Annotated in this window: 15 protein-coding genes; 7 read left to right on the plus strand and 8 right to left on the minus strand. The window is 71.5% G+C overall.

The features are described 5' to 3' along the window. Window positions 1-133: 133 nt before the first annotated feature. Both OG622_RS20750 and hemL read right to left on the minus strand, forming a co-directional pair. Window positions 134-808, minus strand: a complete 675-nt coding sequence (locus OG622_RS20750) for a histidine phosphatase family protein (RefSeq protein ID WP_371577994.1) — start codon at window positions 806-808, stop codon at window positions 134-136. Then, window positions 805-2,124 (minus strand): glutamate-1-semialdehyde 2,1-aminomutase, encoded by a 1,320-nt coding sequence (gene hemL / locus OG622_RS20755; protein ID WP_371577995.1) that lies wholly within the window; start codon window positions 2,122-2,124, stop codon window positions 805-807. Before hemL ends, OG622_RS20750 begins: the two co-directional genes overlap by 4 nt. 1,145 nt (window positions 2,125-3,269) lie before the next feature. Here hemL and OG622_RS20760 point away from each other — a divergent pair. Continuing rightward, a complete protein-coding gene (locus tag OG622_RS20760) occupies window positions 3,270-3,707 on the plus strand; it encodes a hypothetical protein (protein WP_003974483.1) in 438 nt (145 codons plus the stop codon). Between the two features lie 276 nt (window positions 3,708-3,983). Then, window positions 3,984-4,691 (plus strand): nucleotidyltransferase domain-containing protein, encoded by a 708-nt coding sequence (locus tag OG622_RS20765; RefSeq protein ID WP_371577997.1) that lies wholly within the window; start codon window positions 3,984-3,986, stop codon window positions 4,689-4,691. A 210-nt stretch (window positions 4,692-4,901) separates the two neighbouring features. On the opposite strand, the gene OG622_RS20770 is transcribed toward OG622_RS20765, so the two are convergent. Both OG622_RS20770 and OG622_RS20775 read right to left on the minus strand, forming a co-directional pair. Next, window positions 4,902-6,104 carry a M20 family metallopeptidase gene (locus OG622_RS20770; protein WP_371577999.1) on the minus strand — a complete coding sequence of 401 codons (1,203 nt, stop codon included), beginning with the start codon at window positions 6,102-6,104 and terminating at the stop codon, window positions 4,902-4,904. Between the two features lie 41 nt (window positions 6,105-6,145). Then, the gene (locus OG622_RS20775; protein WP_371578000.1) at window positions 6,146-7,807 is read right to left on the minus strand and encodes an AbgT family transporter; all 1,662 of its coding nucleotides are present in this window, start codon (window positions 7,805-7,807) and stop codon (window positions 6,146-6,148) included. 149 nt (window positions 7,808-7,956) lie between these two features. On the opposite strand from OG622_RS20775, the gene OG622_RS20780 reads away from it, so the two are divergent. The 4 genes from OG622_RS20780 (at window position 7,957) to OG622_RS20795 (ending at window position 11,871) form a co-directional block, all read left to right on the plus strand. Further along, window positions 7,957-8,988 (plus strand): Lrp/AsnC family transcriptional regulator, encoded by a 1,032-nt coding sequence (locus OG622_RS20780; protein WP_371578003.1) that lies wholly within the window; start codon window positions 7,957-7,959, stop codon window positions 8,986-8,988. 108 nt (window positions 8,989-9,096) lie between these two features. Beyond that, the gene (gene bla / locus OG622_RS20785) at window positions 9,097-9,996 is read left to right on the plus strand and encodes a class A beta-lactamase (RefSeq protein ID WP_371584160.1); all 900 of its coding nucleotides are present in this window, start codon (window positions 9,097-9,099) and stop codon (window positions 9,994-9,996) included. A 190-nt stretch (window positions 9,997-10,186) separates the two neighbouring features. Further along, window positions 10,187-11,362: a pyridoxal phosphate-dependent aminotransferase gene (locus OG622_RS20790; protein ID WP_371584161.1), complete on the plus strand. Its 1,176-nt coding sequence runs from the start codon at window positions 10,187-10,189 to the stop codon at window positions 11,360-11,362. 113 nt (window positions 11,363-11,475) lie between these two features. Next, complete coding sequence (locus OG622_RS20795) at window positions 11,476-11,871, plus strand: molybdopterin-binding protein (RefSeq protein ID WP_371578004.1); 396 nt, start codon at window positions 11,476-11,478, stop codon at window positions 11,869-11,871. Between the two features lie 96 nt (window positions 11,872-11,967). On the opposite strand, the gene OG622_RS20800 is transcribed toward OG622_RS20795, so the two are convergent. Next, complete coding sequence (locus OG622_RS20800; RefSeq protein WP_371578005.1) at window positions 11,968-12,957, minus strand: phosphotransferase enzyme family protein; 990 nt, start codon at window positions 12,955-12,957, stop codon at window positions 11,968-11,970. Window positions 12,958-13,056: 99 nt separating this feature from the next. Beyond that, a complete protein-coding gene (locus OG622_RS20805) occupies window positions 13,057-13,548 on the minus strand; it encodes an ATP-binding protein (protein WP_371578006.1) in 492 nt (163 codons plus the stop codon). A gap of 579 nt (window positions 13,549-14,127) precedes the next feature. Between OG622_RS20805 and OG622_RS20810 the strand changes: the two genes are divergently transcribed. Beyond that, a complete protein-coding gene (locus OG622_RS20810) occupies window positions 14,128-14,880 on the plus strand; it encodes a transglutaminase domain-containing protein (protein WP_371578008.1) in 753 nt (250 codons plus the stop codon). A gap of 71 nt (window positions 14,881-14,951) precedes the next feature. Here OG622_RS20810 and OG622_RS20815 read toward each other — a convergent pair whose 3' ends face one another. Next, window positions 14,952-16,526: an ATP-binding protein gene (locus OG622_RS20815; RefSeq protein ID WP_371578010.1), complete on the minus strand. Its 1,575-nt coding sequence runs from the start codon at window positions 16,524-16,526 to the stop codon at window positions 14,952-14,954. Between the two features lie 13 nt (window positions 16,527-16,539). After that, window positions 16,540-17,289, minus strand: coding sequence for a response regulator transcription factor (locus OG622_RS20820; protein WP_371578012.1), 750 nt, complete (start codon window positions 17,287-17,289; stop codon window positions 16,540-16,542). Window positions 17,290-17,563 lie beyond the last annotated feature (274 nt).

The following is a 17,563-nucleotide window of genomic DNA, read 5'->3' on the forward strand; positions in this document are numbered from 1 at the left end:
TCCGAAGCACGGGGCACTGCCGGTCTTTCAGGGGCGCGGGGAACTGCGCGAGCAACCACGACGAACCCGCAGTCGCCCGACAGCCTCAGCCCACCCTCAGCCCACCCACCCCGCCCCGCCCCCAGCGGAGCGCTCACGCTCCGAAGGCCTTGTCCTTGCCCTTGACCGGCTTGGCCCCGGCCAGCAGATGCGGCGGCACCAGATCACGCGCCGGCTCGCTGTAGCCGACGGAGACGATGCTGTCGCCCTGGTACGTGAACGTGGTCAGGGAGGCGAGCGTGCACTGCCGCCGGCGCGGATCGTGCCAGAGGCGCCGCTTCTCGACGTACGACCGCACGATCCAGATCGGCAGCTGGTGCGAGACCAGCACGGCCTCGTGCCCGCGCGCCACGTCCTTCGCCGCGTCGAGCGCCCCCATCATCCGGACGACCTGGTCGAGGTACGGCTCTCCCCACGACGGCTTGAAGGGGTTGACCAGATGCTTCCAGTTCTCCGGCCGCTTCAGCGCGCCGTCGCCGACGCCGAACGTCTTGCCCTGGAAGACGTTGCCGGCCTCGATGAGCCGCCCGTCGGTGGCGAGGTCGAGCCCGTGCGCCTTGGCGATCGGCGTCGCCGTCTCCTGCGCCCGCTCCAGCGGGGAGGCGACGACGTGCGTGATGTCCCGGGGCGCCAGATGCTCGGCGACCCGGTCGGCCATACGGCGCCCGAGGTCGGAGAGGTGGTATCCGTCGAGGCGCCCGTACAGAATTCCGTCCGGGTTGGCGACCTCGCCGTGCCGCATCAGGTGGACGACCGTGATGTCACTCATGCTGCCGAAGCCTCCGCTGCTGCCCGCGCCGCCGCCGGAAGGGCGTCGGCGATCCGCTGAACCGCCCGCTCGTCGTGCGCGGTCGACACGAACCACGACTCGAACGACGACGGCGGCAAATAGACGCCCTGCGACAGCATCGAGTGGAAGAAGGCGTTGAAGCGGTACGACTCCTGCGCCTTGGCCTCCTCGTAGTTCCGCACGGGCGTGTCCGTGAAGAACACGGAGAACATGTTGGAGGCGTTCTGCACCGTGTGCGCGACGCCCTCCTTGGTGAGCGCGTCCGAGACGAGCCCCTGGATCCGCCGCGACACGGCGTCGACCACGTCGTACGCCGCTTCGTCGAGCAGCCGCAGCTGCGCGAGCCCGGCGGCCGTCGCGACCGGGTTCCCGGACAGCGTGCCGGCCTGGTAGACGGGCCCGGCGGGCGCGAGGTGCGCCATCACGTCGGCGCGCCCCCCGAAGGCGGCGGCGGGGAAGCCACCGCCCATGACCTTGCCGAAGGTCATGAGGTCCGGGACGACCCCGTCGATCCCGAACCAACCGGCCCTGCTGGTACGGAACCCCGTCATGACCTCGTCGGAGACGAAGAGGGCGCCGTGCTCGGCGCACGCGTCCTTCAGGCCCTGGTTGAAGCCCGGCAGCGGCGGTACGACGCCCATGTTGCCCGGGGAGGCCTCGGTGATGACGCAGGCGATCTCGCCGGGGTGGGCGGCGAAGGCGGCGCGCACGGCGTCGAGGTCGTTGTACGGCACCACGATGGTGTCGCCGGCCTGGGCGCCGGTGACGCCCGGGGTGTCGGGGAGGGCGAAGGTGGCGACTCCCGACCCGGCGGCGGCGAGCAGCGAGTCGACGTGACCGTGGTAACACCCGGCGAACTTGACCACCTTGGCGCGGCCGGTGAAGCCGCGGGCGAGCCGGATCGCGGACATGGTGGCCTCGGTCCCGCTGGACACGAGCCGCACCTGCTCCAGCGGCCCGACCCGGTCCACCATCTCCTCGGCGAGCGCGACCTCGCCCTCACCGGGCGTACCGAAGGACGTGCCGCGCGAGACGGCGTCCTGGACGGCGGCGATGACCTCGGGACGGGAGTGCCCGAGGATCATGGGACCCCACGAACACACAAGATCCACATACTCGCGCCCGTCGGCGTCCGTCAGATAGGGACCGGTACCGGACACCATGAACCGGGGCGTACCGCCCACGGCGCGGAAGGCGCGCACGGGAGAGTTCACGCCGCCGGGCGTGACGGCCGCCGCGCGCTCGAAAAGAGTCTGCGAGACCGGGGCTTCATATGAATAGGGTCGTTGGGGCATGACCTGCGCTTTCTCCAGCTTCTCCGGCTCCGTCACTCGTGCCGCCCTCAGCGTAGGCCAGCGCCCTCCGGCCACCGGGGGGTAGATCTGAGCCACGGACCACCGACGTACCGGCCGCCGACACGATGCCCGCGCCTCAGCCTTCAATGGTCTGAGAGACTGGGGTTTCGTACGGATAGCTCACACAGGCCATGGTGTCAGAGGCTCCGAAGATCCTGCCGACTGGTATTTGCGCGCACGTTTCGGCGGGCGGTCGCGGGGGAGGTCACTGACACGATGATCGGGTTGCGCGGCGGGGGTCACGCGGCCCAGAAATGCGTTCGGGTGGAGATATGCATCGCGGTGGCGGACTGGGCGACGGGACCGGTGACCTCGGTCCTCGTCGTGCCCGGCGGGGCAGGCACCGACGCGAGGCGGAGGAGGCCGCGGAGACCCGGCAGGAGCGGAGCGGGTCGACCGACCGGAGCGGATCCACGGACCGCGGTGCGCCCCCGGAGCGGAGCGCACCCGGCATACCGGGCGAGCTGAGCGCGTCGGCGGGGCCGGCGCCGCAGGGATCGCCGCCGGACCCGCGGGATTCGTTGCCGGCACTGCCTCCGGTACCACCCGTGCCGCCGGCCCCGTCGACGCCACCGGTGCCTTCGGGGTCACCGGGGTCACAGCCCCCGTACGTCCCACAGGGTCAGCCGGGCGTGTACGGTCCGCAGAGTGCACACGGCACACACGACGCAGACGGTCCGCGGGGCGACGCCGACCGCAATGACCACGCCGACCGTACGGAAGCGGGTTCCGGCCGGTCCGGGACCGGCGACGACCGTATCCAGAGCGGTCCCGACCGGGTCCCGTCCAGTGGGTCCGACCGGATCCAGAGCGGTGGACCTGAGCGGATCGGGCGGCGCAGCCGTATGGACGGTATGGACCGTATGGATCGCGCCGATCATGTGGATCGCGTCAATCGTGTGGACGGAATGGATCAGACGGACCGGATGGACCGGCCTGACCTGGTGGATCGCAGGAGTCGCGCGGAGCGCAGGAGCCGTGCGGACCGCAAGGACCGTCCGGACCGCATCGAGAGTGCGGACCGTGTGGAGGGCCTGGACCACGTGGTCAACCGGCTCCGGGCGGGGAGCGGGAATGGTGGTCGGGTGGGGGTGACCTACAAATACTTCGGCGCGCCCGACGGCGCGACCGCGGCCCGTGTCCCGATCTCGATGCGCCCCGAGGAGCTCGGCGGCGACGAACTCGGCATGAACGGCATGTTCACCAAGATCAAGCCGGAGACGATGGCCGCGATGGTGCTGACCGGCATCGAAGGCGTCCCCCTCCACAAGGTGCCCCCGCTCGAACTGGTCGTCCTCCACCCCGACTACGCCGTCGTGAAGCTCCCGATGACCGTCGTCGACCCCCTCAGGGGCATCGGCGAGGAGGCGGTCGGCGCGGCCGCCTTCATCTGGTCGACGGTCCCGGACCGCGGCGGCCCCCGCGACGCCTTCAACGTCTACCAACTCCTCCACGAATGGCAGGACTTCAGCCACCGCCTGCACGAGGCGGGGCATCAGCCGTACTGCCTGGTCTGGCCCTGATCCAGGGATTCATGGTGTTCGGGCGGGGCTTTCGGGCTCCGCCCTCGTCATGAGCGGGGAGGGGCCGTCAGGCGGCCAGGGCACATTGAGGGCACATCGGTTTCGCTGGAGCACTGATGTGCCCTGGGCAGCGGGCGGGTCTCCGTCGTCGTCCTGCTCAGCCACACCGACGGCGTCCTCGTCGAGATCGTGTACTTCCCCTCCGGCGACGTACGCGGCCGCGGGCGGTGCGCAAAACCCCGTGCGCGTTACGCACAGGATGCGGATAGTTGCCGTATGGATGCGATTGACGCCGCCCGCGCCGTTGTCGAGGAACATCACCCTGACGCCCGGGCGGCGTTCCTGGGAGGCAGCGTCGTGACGGCCCGCCGCACGGCGATGTCCGACCTGGACATCGTGGTGGTGCTCCGTGGGGCCCCAGCGCCGTACCGGGCAAGCTTCCGGCACGATGGCTGGCCGGTGGAGCTGTTCGTGCACACCGAGGCGACCTGGTACGCGTATGTCGAGCGGGAGGTACGCAAACGCCGGTCACCGCTGCTCTGGATGTGTGCCGCCGGGCTGCTGCTCTTCGACACCGACGGAGTCGGCGCGCGCATCGCCGCCGACGCCCGGAAGCTGACCACCGCGGGACCACCCGGCGTGCCGGCCGAGGAGATCGACGACCGCCGCTATGCGATCACCGACCTCCTCGACGATCTCTCGGGAAGCACCGACCAGGGCGAGCAGCTGTTCATCGCCACCGAACTGGCCCGGAGAACCGGCGAGCTGGCGCTGGCCGTCGGCGGATCCTGGAACGCAAGCGGGAAGTGGCTGGCACGCGGTCTCGACACCACGGCACCAGGACTCGGCCTGCGCCTGCACCACGCCGTCCGCGAAGTACTGGAGGGTCAGGTCGAGCCCCTCATCGGCGTGGTGGACGAGGTACTCGGGCAGGCCGGCGGCCGGTTCTGGGCCGGCTACAGGCGCTCCGGCTGGACGCCATGAGCGGGACCGGCCACCGGTGCCGGTTCGTACGCGTGACCACGATCGGGCACCACCCTGATCACGACCGCACGGACAGCCCGGGGGCGAGCAGCTCCAGCACCTCCTTTGCCCGGGCGGAGTTCAGGTACGGGAGTACGGCGATGGGGACGTCCATGGCGGGTGCTTCACACACGAGCCCCCGTGCTCGTCTCCCCCGTATCCGGCCGCCGGTCAGTCGCGCAGCGGCCGGATCAGGCGGCTCAGCAGCCCGGCGACCAGGGCCGTCTGGGCGGGGACCGTGTCGGGGTGGATGTACTCGCCCTGGGCGTGCGCGCCGTCGCCCACCGCGCCCATGCCGCAGAGGACGGGCAGGCCGAGGGCGGCGATGAAGTTGGCGTCGCTGGCGCCGCCGACGGCGGCGGTGGGCAACTCGTCGCGGCCCTGGGCGCGGGTGACCTCGCGGGCGAGGTCGAGGAGAGGGGCGGAAGCGGCGTTGAGGGTCATCGGGGGACGGTTCCAGTCGTGGTCGACCTCGATGCGTACGCGGGGGTCGGTGACCTCGATGGCAGCGAACTCGGCGTCCACTCGGGCCTGTTCGGCCTCGCTTGCGACCCTGATGTCGATGCCGGCGGTGGCCGATCCCGCGACCACATTGACCGCCGAACCGCCGCTGACGAGGCCGGTGTTGACCGTCGTACCCCGCTCGGGGGCGGCGACGGCCGCTGCGGCGATCACGAACTCGGACAGCGCCAGGATCGCGCTCGCCCCGTCCTGCGGCGCCAGCCCGGCGTGCGCCTCGACGCCGGTGGCCGTGACCTTGAAGATCCCGGTGCCCTTGCGGGCGGTCTTCACCGCGCCGTGCGCGGTCGGCTCCAGCACCAGCGTCGCGTCGGCCTTCCTGGCGGTCTCCTCGATCACCGGGCGGGAGGCGAGGGAGCCGATCTCCTCGTCGCCGTTGAAGAGGAACGTGACCGTGGGGACGGGGGCGCCGCTCTCTCTGGCCAGCTTCAGGGCCCAGATCCCTTGCGCCAGGCCGGTCTTCATGTCGAAGATGCCCGGCCCGCTCAGCCGCGCACGCCCGTCCTCGTCCGTCGGCTCCGGCTGCTCCCAGCCGGCCAGCGTGCCGGTCGGCCACACCGTGTCGTAGTGGCCCACGAGGGCGACGTGCCCGGTACCGCCGCCGGTGCCCGTGTACGTCAGGGTCAGCGTGTCCCCGTACGCCCCGCCGGGGTGGCGGTGTTCGTGGTCGGGCGGGCCGAGGCGGGTGATGGTCACCTCGCGCAGGACGTCCAGGCCGGCCGCGAGGGCGGGCAGGTCGTAGCTGCTGGTCTCGTGGCGGACGAGCGTCAGGATGTCGGCGACGATCTCCGCCGTGACGTCCTGGGCGCGGGCGGTCAGGGCGGCGGGGGTGGGTGCGGTGTGCGATGCGGTCATGGTCTGCTTTCTCGGTTTTCTCGATTGCCCTGGTCGGCGGGTCAGTTGATGCCGAAGGGGAGGCCCAGCAGGTACCAGGCCACGAAGAACGTGATCCAGACGACCCAGACGACGGCGGCGATCGGGATCGTGAAGGAGGCGAGGGTGCCGATGCCGGCGGACTTCCGGTGCTGCTGGACGAAGCCCAGAGCCATCACGAAGTACGGGCTCATCGGGGTGACGCAGTTGGTGACGGAGTCGGCGACGCGGTAGACGGCCTGGGTGGTCGCGGGCTCGATGCCGATGAGCATCAGCATGGGGATGAACACGGGTGCGGCCAGGGCCCAGAGCGCGGATCCGCTGGTGATGAGGAGGTTCATCAGCGTGATCAGTACGGCGATGCCGACCAGCACGGTCCAGCCGTCGAGCTTGAGGTCGCGCAGCGTCTCCGCGCCGGAGACGGCGAGGACGTTGCCGATGTTCGTCCACTTGAAGTAGGCGAGGAACTGGGAGATCGCGAAGAACAGGACGAGGATCGGCGCCATCGACCGGGCGCCGTCGGCCATCGCGGTGATGATGTCGCGGGCGGCGGAGAAGGTGCCGGTCATCCGGCCGTAGACGGTGCCGAGGACGGCGAAGAACACGCCGAGGACGAGTGCCATCCCGCCGATGAGCGTGGAGTCGACGATGCCGCCGTGCTCGCCGCGCAGCGGTGAGGACGTGGGGACCATGGCGGCGGCCAGGAGCGCGAGACAGCCGAGCGCGACCAGCCCGGTCGTGCGCAGGGCGCGGCGCTGGCGCGGGGTGACCTCGATCGCCTTCAGTTCGTCGGCGCTCAGCGCGGTGACGGGTTCGTCGGGCTCCAGGTCGGGGCGGCGGGCGAGGACCTTGTCGACGACGAGGGTGATCACCAGGGCCACGAGGACCGACGAGGCGAGCCCGAAGAAGTAGTTGGCGACCGGGGTGACGACGTGATCGGCGTCGATGGTGCGGGCGGCGGCGGTCGAGATCGACGACAGCAGGACGTCGGTGGTGGTGAGGGACGGCGAGGCGTCGTAGCCGGCCGAGATGGAGACGTACGCGACGATGCAGCCGAGGACCGGGCTGCGGCCCGCCGCGCGGTAGACGAGGGCGCCGAGCGGGATGAGGGTGACGTACGCGGCGTCGCCGGCGACATGGCTGACCATGGCCGTCATCGACAGCGCGAAGGTCAGATACCGGCCGGGGACCCGCGCGACCATGCGGCGCAGGAGTGCGGAGAAGAGGCCGCTGCGCTCGGCGACGGCGATGCCGAACATGACGGTGAGGATGGTGGCCAGGGGCGGGAAGGCGGCGTAGTTCTCGACCGCCCCCTCCACAGCCATGGTGACCCCGTCCCTGCTGAGCAGGGACAGCACCTTGATCCTCTCGCCCGTCCCGGGGTGCACGGCACCGACCCCGGCCGCCGCCAGTACGGCGCTGAGGACGGCGACGACGGCCGCGAGGATCCAGAACAGCCAGAAGGGGTGGGGGAGTTTGTTGCCGACGTTCTCTATCGCCGCGAAACCCCGGAACGCGGCGCGCAGGGCCTTCGACCGGGGCTCGGCCGAATCCGTCGGGGCAGGCGAACCGATCGGGGCAGGCGAACCGGTCGGGGCAAGCGAACCGATCGGGGCAGGCGAATCGGCCGGGTCGGGCGAATCCGTCGGGTCGGGCGGCTGTGGCTGGGCGGAGGTGGCGCTCATCGGTACCTCTTCACACACTGGAGAGGGATGTTCCTGCACACCATGGCAGGGCTGTGAGAGATTTCCTAGCCTTCAGACGTAACGGCGGGATTAATCGGCATGCTGGGGCGGGGTGGATTCGAGGTGGGGTGGATCTAAGGTGGGGCAGCATGACCCGCCCTCTCCTCGACGAGCTCGACCGGCGCCTCATCGGGGCACTGCACCTGGCGCCCCGGGCGACCTGGGACGACATCGGCGGGATCCTGTCCGCCGACGCCGGCACCCTCAAACGCCGCTACGACCGGCTGCACGAGGCCCGAATGATCCGCGTCATCGGGCAGGCCGACTGGGGCATGCACTCCACGGCGATGCCGGTGCACGTCTTCCTGGACATCACCGGCGAGACCCCGCTGGCCGTCCTCGACCGGCTCCGGGGCCTGCCCCACCTCCAGCTCCTGGCGCAGATCTCCGGCGACTACCCGCTCTACGCCGTCGTGCACGCCCCCTCCGAAGCGGCCACCAGCGAGGCGATCGACCGGATGTTCTCCGTCCCCGGCGTGCGCCGCGTCAACGCGCTGCCCGCGCTCAGCACGCTGCGCCGGGGCATCACCTGGGACCCGCAGTTCCTGGCCGACACCGAGCGGGCCGAGCTGTTGAGCCTCACCGGCGGGCGGCTGGAGGGCACCGCGACCGCGACCGCGATGCCCCCCGCCAAGCCCCTCAGCGAGGTCGAACGCACCGTCGTCGCCCAGCTGATCCTGGACGGCCGGGCCTCCTCCGCGAGCATCGGACGCGGCGCGGGGCTGGCCACCTCCACCGCGCACCGCGTCGTCCGCCGGGTCCTGGACGAACGCTGGGTCCGGCCCCGGCTGGAGATCGTGTCGGAGTGGCTGGGCTTCCAGACGCCGTTCATCCTCCGGCTGCGGGTCGCCCCCGGCGAGACCCCCGACGTCATGCGCCGTATCGACCGGCTCCCGCAGACCCGCCTCGTCGCCCACGTGGCCAGCGACATGTCCGTCCTCGCCACCGGCCTGGTCACCGACCGCTCCGCCCTGGCGGCCTTCATCGACCACGAACTCGCCGAGATCCCCGGCCTCCTCACGGTCAGCGTCGACGTGATGCTCGCCGAGCCCCGCCGCTACTGGCTGGACCGTGACCTCGGCACGGGCCTCGGGACGTTCCACGCGCCCGCGCTGCTGTGAAGGGGAAACCGGTCTCGCGGTAGTGGCGTCTCCGGAGTCGGACAGAGATCACGACCAGATGTGGAGACGACCTTGGAAACCACGGGATCACACCCTCGCCGTCGCGCGGTGCTCGGCCTCGGCGGCTTGGGCACGGTCGGCACCCTCGGCGCCCTCGGCACTCTCGGTGCCGGCACGGCGCACGCTTCGGCTCCCGGCGACGCGGGGCTCTCCCGGCAACTGGGCGAGCTGGAGCGGGAGTACTCCGCGCGGCTGGGGATCCTCGCCCACGACACGGCCACGGGGCGCACGGTGGCATACCGGGCGGACGAGCGGTTCCCCGTCTGCTCGGTGTTCAAGACGCTCGCCGCGGGGGCGGTCTTACGGGACCTGGACCGCGACGGCGCGTACCTCGCCAAGCGGATCCACTACACGAAGGAGTACGTCACGGCGGCGGGCTACTGCCCCGTCACGGGCACGGACGAGAACGTCGCGGCCGGCCTGACCGTCGGGGAGCTGTGCGCCGCCACCGTCTCGCACAGCGACAACGGGGCGGCCAACCTGCTCCTGCGCGAGCTGGGCGGACCGACCGCGATCACCCGCTTCTGCCGCTCGCTCGGCGACCGGACGACCCGGCTCGACCGCTGGGAGCCCGAGCTGAACTCGGCGGAACCGTGGCGGGAGACCGACACCACCACCCCTCGGGCGATCGGCGGGACCTACGCGCGACTCATCCTCGGCCGGGCCCTGCCGGACGCGGACCGGGAACTGCTGACCGGCTGGCTGATCGCCAACACGACCAACGTCCAGCGCTTCCGCGCGGGTCTCCCCGCCGACTGGACGCTTGCGGACAAGACCGGCGGCGGAGCGCCGTACGGGGTCGCCAACGACGTCGGCGTCGTCTGGCCACCCCGGCGCCCGCCCCTCGTCCTGTCCGTCCTGTCGACCAAGTACGCCCCCGAAGGCCCCACGGACAACCCGCTGGTGGCAAGGGCGGCGGGGCTGGTGGCGGGGGCACTCACGTCATAAGGGCGCCGGCCCGCTCGTCCACCTCCCGGCCGCCACTGGCCCCGAGCCCCCTCCGGGCCGCAGCATGAGCGTCATGAGCAACGTGAACGACGTCAACGACGTCAACGACGTCAACGACGTGAGCAGCGCGAGCGGCATGGGCGGGATGAGCAGTACGGACGGGACGGACGGCTCGGGCGGCTCGGGCGGCGTGCGCATCTCGCGGCGTGCCCGGGCCGTCGCCCCCTTCTACGCCATGGAGTTCGCCAAGCAGGCCGCCTCACTGACCGCCCAGGGCCACGACGTCGTCAAACTCAGCCTCGGGGAACCGGACTTCGGCGCTCCCCCGGCCGTCGTGGACGCGATGCGCGACGTCATGGACGGGCGGCCGATGACGTACACGGCGGCGCTCGGGCTGCCGGCCCTGCGGGAAGCCATCGCGGGGTTCTACGGCGAGCGGCACGACGTCGAGGTCGATCCGGGCCGGATCGTCGTCACGGCCGGCGCGTCGGCCGCGCTGGTGCTGGCCACCGCCGCGCTCGTCGACCCCGGTGACGAGGTACTCATCGGCGACCCCTCCTACCCGTGCAACCGGCAGATCGTCGAAAGCTTCGGCGCCGACGTCACCCTCGTCCCCACCACCGCCGCGAGCCGGTTCCAGCTGGACGCGGCGACCGTGCGGGCGCACTGGACGGACCGTACGCGCGGGCTCATGGTCGCCACCCCCTCCAACCCCACGGGTACCTCGGTCCCCGCCGACGAGCTGGCCGCCCTCTGCGACCTCGCCCGCGAGCGTGACGCGTGGCGCCTCGTCGACGAGATCTACCTCGACCTCGGCGACCATGACGAGCGGGGCCGGCCGCCGCGCAGCGCGCTGTCGTACGACCCCGGGGCCGTCGTCATCAACAGCTTCTCGAAGTACTTCGGGATGACCGGCTGGCGGCTCGGCTGGTGCGTCGTCCCCGAACCCCTCGTACCGGCCCTGGAACGCCTCGCCCAGAACTACTTCCTCTGCGCCTCGGCCCCCGCCCAGCACGCCGCCCTCGCCTGTTTCACCCCCGAGTCCCTGGCGGTCTGCGAGGCCCGCCGGGTGGAGTTCGGTGAGCGGCGCGCGCTCGTCCTGGACGGGCTGGCGCGGATCGGGCTGCCGGTCCCGGTGCCGCCCGACGGGGCGTTCTACGTCTACTTCGACGTCAGCGGGACCGGCCTCACGTCCTGGCAGTTCTGCGAGCGGGCCCTGCGGGAGGCGCATGTCGCGCTCACGCCCGGCCGGGACTTCGGCACGCAGACCGCCGACACCCACGTCCGCCTCTCCTACGCGGCCTCCGCGGACGAGCTGCGCGAGGGGATCGCCCGACTGGGGAAGTTCGTCACCACACTGCGGTGAGCCACGGCCCCAACGCCATATCCCCTGGTCAGGTGAGTGCTACCCAGTGAGTCCGCGTGTTCGTGAACCCACGGGCACCAAAGGGGCGCCCGGCGGCACATATCTTGGCGTTCATGCAGTCCTACACAATCGGTCAGGCCGCTCGGCTGCTCGGGGTCAGCCCCGACACCGCGCGGCGATGGGCGGACGCGGGCCGGGTGGCGACACGGCGCGACGAGAACGGGCGCCGGCTCATCGACGGGACGGACCTCGCGGCCTTCTCCGTGGAGCTGGCCTCGGACACCACCGACGAGGCCGAAGCCCCGTACACGTCGGCCCGCAACGCCTTTCCCGGCATCGTCACCGCCGTGAAACTCGGTGACGTGGCGGCCCAGGTCGAGATCCAGGCGGGCCCGCACCGCCTGGTCTCCCTGCTCACCCGGGAGGCCGTGGAGGAACTGGGCCTGGAGGTCGGCATGGAGGCCACGGCCCGGGTGAAGTCCACGAACGTGCACATCGACCGAACCTGAACGGGCCGACCCACGACATGGACGGGCCCTCCCGCGATACGAACGGGCCCCCTCCCCCGACCTGAACGGGTCCTCCCTCGGTGGCTCATGGAGGCGTCACCACTCGGGTGCCAGCGCCTCCACCAGCCGGGAGACGGCCGCGGGGTCCGGCAGCTTCCCCAGCATGCCCACGACCTGCCCGCTCGCGAACTCCCGCTGCGACTCGGTCACGTTCGGGTCGATCGCGCACTCGGCCTGCACCCGCACGTAGTTCAGGTCAGTCGCGAAGAGCATGGAGAACGACTCCACCCCCTTGATGACCGCGCGCCCGCCGGCATCCACGTAGCCACGCACCAGCCTCCGGGCGGATTCAGCACTGAAGTCGTCAGCACCGGCCCACACATGGACGGCGTGGGCGAGTTCGCGCTCCGCCGATACGGGCCCGGCGTTGTCCCAGTCGAGGAGGACCGGCCCGGACCGGTCCACCAGCACGTTCTGCGGCCGCATGTCGAGATGGGAGATCACCACGTCATCACCCCCGGACGGAGTGACGTACCGCGCCAACTCCACCGCCGAGGTGGCGACGAACCGATCCAGCGCGTCCGCCCACGGCAACCCGGCCCTGCGGACCCCCTCACACAACTCCGCCCAGTCGTCCTCGCCGGGACACCGCTCGTACCAGTCGTTCGGCTTCTCCTTCGTCCCCTCCCCGGCCCGGTGCAGAAGAGCGAGGGTCCGCCCGCACCACCCCAGAAGCTCCGGATCGGCCGGATCCGCCTCGGTCCCGTCGACCCAGTCGTACACCTTCACGAACGACCCGCCCATCGACTCCGGCAGCCGCGACACATACGCCCCGTCACGGTTCACGAAGAGCCGTGGTGCCGTAATCCCCAGCTCCTCGGCCGCGTTCCGGACCGCGGCCTCCCGCCCCACCTGCCCCTCGTCGCACCCGAACAGCAACTCCTTCACCGCCCAAGCCCCCGCGCCCGCACCCCCGGCCGACAGCCTCCAGATCTGTCCCAGCGCGCCCCGGGCGACGGGCACCATGTCCCACGCCCCGCCACCGAGGGAGTACACATCCGCGATGAATTCGGCCCTGTTCCGCACAAGTCACCTTCCGGTCGCCCCACTGGATCCCCCCGGCATGTAAGCCGCGGGAGCCACCGGACACAAACGGGTTTCACGCGAGAGGCAGGCGCGCCACCGTCACCTCGACAGGGATCCGCTCGACGCCGCCAGGACGAACCACACCGCCTTGCCGTCGGGGTGGAAGAGGCCGCCGCCGTCCCGGACGGCGACGGTTCCCCAGTGGCCCTCGGTGAGGGCGTCCACGAGGTAGAGGCCGCGCCCGCCCTCCTCCCACCCGCCCGGGGTCAACTCCCGCATGACCGGCGGGTTCTCGTCACCGTCGTAGACGATCACCCTGACCCGCCAGGTCTCCACCGCCAGCCGGAGAACCGATCCTCCACCCTTGGCGTGCACACAGGCGTTCGTGACCAGTTCGGATGTGCACAGGGCGGCCGCGTCGACGAGGGTGTCGAGGCCGAGGGCCCGCAGGACCGTGGCGACGAAGTCCCGGGCGATGTGCGGGGAGGTGTCGAGGGGCGGACAGAAGAGGGTGTACGTCGTCGCCGCGGGCGAGAACCAGGGGGTGGCGCTGGGGATTGGGGCGGGGAGGCGGTGGGCAGTTTCGGTCATGGGTGATCAACTCCGTTGCGACGAAGAGGGATTGCTCGGCTCCCCACCGCGTCGGTGGCTCCTCCTCGGGTGTCGACGGCCCGGGGCGCGCTCTCAACTGGCGGTACTCAGGGGTGGATTACGGTCGGCCGCGAACGGCTGGGCAACTGCGGAGGCTGCGGACGGGCTTACGTACGGACTTACGGACGGACTTACGGACGGGTTTACGGAAGAACGGCGGACGGTCTGCGGATGAGCGGCGAAGTGGGTCTGCGTACGAGGTTGAGTACGGGGCTGAGTCCGGGGCTGGGTCCGAGTGCGGGGCGAGATGCAGGCAGAATGCGCGTGAGTAATCAGGTGAGCACTCTCCGTGAGCGCAGGAATGACCGTAGTCGGCGTGTTCGCACCGCCGCAATGGGGTCGCTGGAAGTACTACGAAAGCGCGTCGCCGAGCCCCCGCAGCCCCGGCCCGACCCTCACCCTGAGTCGCCCCCGGCCCGGCCGGGACGCCGTGTGATGATGGGCGGAGGACGCCCGTAGGGGACGGGCGGCCCTCCCGCGGGGAGCGGGAAACAGAACGGGTACGGGGACGGAACTGCCATGACCAGTCGGTTGCTCATGTCGTACAACGCGCAGGCCAAACGGGCCCGGGTGCCGGCCCGGGAGCCTGCCGGTGTGGTCGGGTCCACCCGGGCCACCGCGATCCTGGACCACGACGACCCGCTGGTCGGGGCCCTCGCGCGCCGGGTGTCGAGCGAGGCGACGCCGCGCGACGCGCTGCGGACCGCGCACCGGATCATCGCGCGTGACGTACGCCCGGTGTACTCGGTCGAGGACCTCCGGCGTGTGTCGCGGACGCTGCGGCTGAGGCGCGGCTCGTGCAGTCAGCGGATGGCGGCACTGGAGGCGGTCGCCCGTGCCGTACGGGTACGGACGCGGGTGCGGGGGCTGCTGGTGGACGGGACGTTCTGGTATCCGCGCTTCCCGCGGCTGAAGCCGTTCGTGCCGGACCAGGTCCTGCTGGCCTGGCCGGAGTTCAGGATCAGCGGCGCGTGGGTCCCGATCGGTGAACTCTTCGACGCCCCCGCCCCCGACGGTGACGGCTTCGCCAACAGGGGCGGCGAGACCCTCTTCGACGCGATCGCGCGTACCGGCGTCCAGTGGGACACCTGCGGGACGGCCCCCGGCACCGCCTGCGACCTCTCCGCCCACGTGGTCGCCGACCTCGGCCACTTCGACGACCGCGACGAACTCTTCGAACGCCACGGCCAGACCCTCTGCCGGACCGCCCGCACGCTCAGCGAACCGGTACTCGGCCGCTGGAGCGCGGGAGCGACCCGACCCACCCACTGACGGAGAATGTGCCGGTTACCGGTTACCGGTTACTGAGTGCTGGCTACCGATTGCCGGTTACCGATTGCCGTTCACCGGCCGGACCCCCGGCCCCCCGACACCCCGTCCACACCGCGCACCGTGAACCCCGTGACCAGCCCCCCGCCCTCCCGCCGGAACGCGAACGGGGCCCCGCCGTGCGCCGCCGCCACCGCTCGTACGATCGACAGCCCGAGCCCTGACCCGGGCAGACTGCGGGCGTCCGGGGCGCGATAGAAGCGGTCGAAGATGCGTTCGAGATCGCAGTCGGGGACGCCGGGGCCCCGGTCGAGGACCTCGACGCGGACGACGTCCGAGCCCGCACCCGGTGCACGCGCGCCCCCCGGTTCACCGAAGCCCCCCATGCCTTCCGACCCGGCCGGATCACCCAGCTCCTCCAGTCGGCCCAGCTCTCCCAGACCCCCCGCCGAACCCCGCGCCACGACGACCACGATCGCCCCCGACCCGGCGCGGTCGAACTTCGCCGCGTTCTCCACCAGGTTGGAGATGGCCCGCTGGAGGGCCCCGGCCCGCCCCTCGACGGTCGTGTCGCCGGCCACGCGTACGAGAACCTCGCGACCGGTGCGGCGGCGGGCGGTCCCCGCGACCTCCTCCGCGAGGTCGGCCAGTTCGACCCGCTGCACGGGCTCGGTGCTGGACTGCCCGGCCGCGAGGTCGACCAACTCGTTGACCAGGTCGGTCAGTTCGAGGGCCTCCTGGGAGAGGTCGTCGACGAGTTCCGCACGTATCCGGGGCGGCAGCTCGTCGATGCGCCGGAGCAGGGAGATGTTCGTCCGGAGGGAGGTGAGGGGGGTGCGGAGTTCGTGGCCGGCGTCCTGGACCAGCCGCCGCTGGTCCTCCTCGGACTGGGCCAGCCGGACCAGCATGCGGTCGAAGGAACGCCCCAGCCGACCCACCTCGTCCCGGCCCGCGACCGGCACCTGGATGCCCAGATGCCCGGTCCGTGCCACGTCCTCCGCCGCTCCCGCCAACTGCACCAGCCGCCGGGTCTGCCGCCGGGCCAGCCACCACCCGAACAACCCGGCCGAGATGACGATGCCGGACACGAACAGCAGGGTCCGCTGCTGCAGCTCCCTCAGCAGATCCTCCGTGTCGCTGAACTCCTGGGCGACCTGCACGGCACCCCGGCCCCTGCCGAGCGCGACGGTCACCACCCGGTAGCGGTCGTCACCGACCTCGACCTCGCCGTGCTCGACCATCACCCCGGCCAGGGCCGCGTCGGCCGTACGGCGGTCCGCATCGCGGACGGGCAGGCCGGGGGCGCCCTTCTCGAGGATCTCCCCGTGCGGGCCGAGCACCTGGACGTCCGTACGGCCGGAGCGGATCAGGTCGTCGCGCGGGCCGCCGCTGCCGCTCGGCGCGAAGTCCTCCGGCGTCAGCGCGTCCTGCTCGACCAGCTCCCGCAGATCACGCACGACCTCGGCGAACACGGTCTGCTCGTCGACCCGCACCAGCCGCGCCGCCGCGCTGTAGCTGAGGATCCCGACGAGGACGGTGACGACGCACGCCACCGCCACGAACGACACGGTGAAGGTCGCCCGCAGCGAGGGAACCGGCCGCAGCCGGGAGAGCAGGCGGGACAGCGCCCGGACGGGACGGGACGGCACCGGGCGCCGCCCCTCAGTCTTCCCGCAGCGCGTATCCCACACCCCGCACGGTGTGGATCAGCGCCGGCGCCCCCGGCTCGTCGAGCTTGCGGCGCAGATAACCGACGTAGACGGCGAGGTTCTTGGAGCCCGGCCCGAAGTCGTAGCCCCAGATGCGGTCGTAGATCGTCGCGTGGTCGAGCACGATGCCCGCGTTGCGGACGAGGAGTTCGAGGAGGTCGAACTCGGTCCGGGTCAGCTCCAGTTCCCGCGCCCCGCGCCACGCCCGGCGCGCCTGTACGTCCATCCGCAGCCCGGCGGCCGTGAGCAGTCCGTCGGCGTCCGGGGCCGCGGCCCCGGCGGCGGAGGCCGTCGTGCCGGCCGACGCCGGCAGCGGCTTCGCGAAACCGTCCGGGTTGCCCGTCCGCCGCAGCAGCGCGCGCAACCGCGCGAACACCTCCTCCACATCGAACGGTTTGACGACGTAGTCGTCCGCGCCGGCGTCGAGGCCGGCGATCCGGTCGGCGGTCTCCACGAGCGCGGTGAGCATCAGGATCGGCGTCCGGTCGCCCTCCGCGCGCAGCACCCGGCAGACCTGGAGGCCGTCTATGCCGGGCATCATCACGTCGAGCACGAGCACGTCGGGCTGGGTGCGGTGCGCCTGGGCGAGCGCCTCGACGCCGTCGGCGACCGCCGTGACCTCGTACCCCTCCAGGGTCAGCGCACGTTCCAGGGCATGGCGGATGGCGCGGTCATCCTCGGCGAGCAGCACGTTCTGGGGCACCCCACCAGTCTGCCAAGGTCACGGACGCCCACCACCACGTCAGGAGCGCCGGGGCGCCCTTCTTACCGGCCTCTCACCCCGACCGCGCGCCGGGCTTACCGCTCCGGCGCAGCGTGTCCGTGTGACACCCGCCCGCACGGGAACCCGGCCAGAGCGAGCAGATGGAGTACAAAGGGTTCGAAACATCCGAACCAGCCAAACCATCATCAGTAACCGCATCATCGGACAATCTCACGCCACCCGCGTCACCCATGTCCGCACCGCACAACTGCAT

The organism is Streptomyces sp. NBC_01314 (assembly GCF_041435215.1).
Classification (GTDB): domain Bacteria; phylum Actinomycetota; class Actinomycetes; order Streptomycetales; family Streptomycetaceae; genus Streptomyces.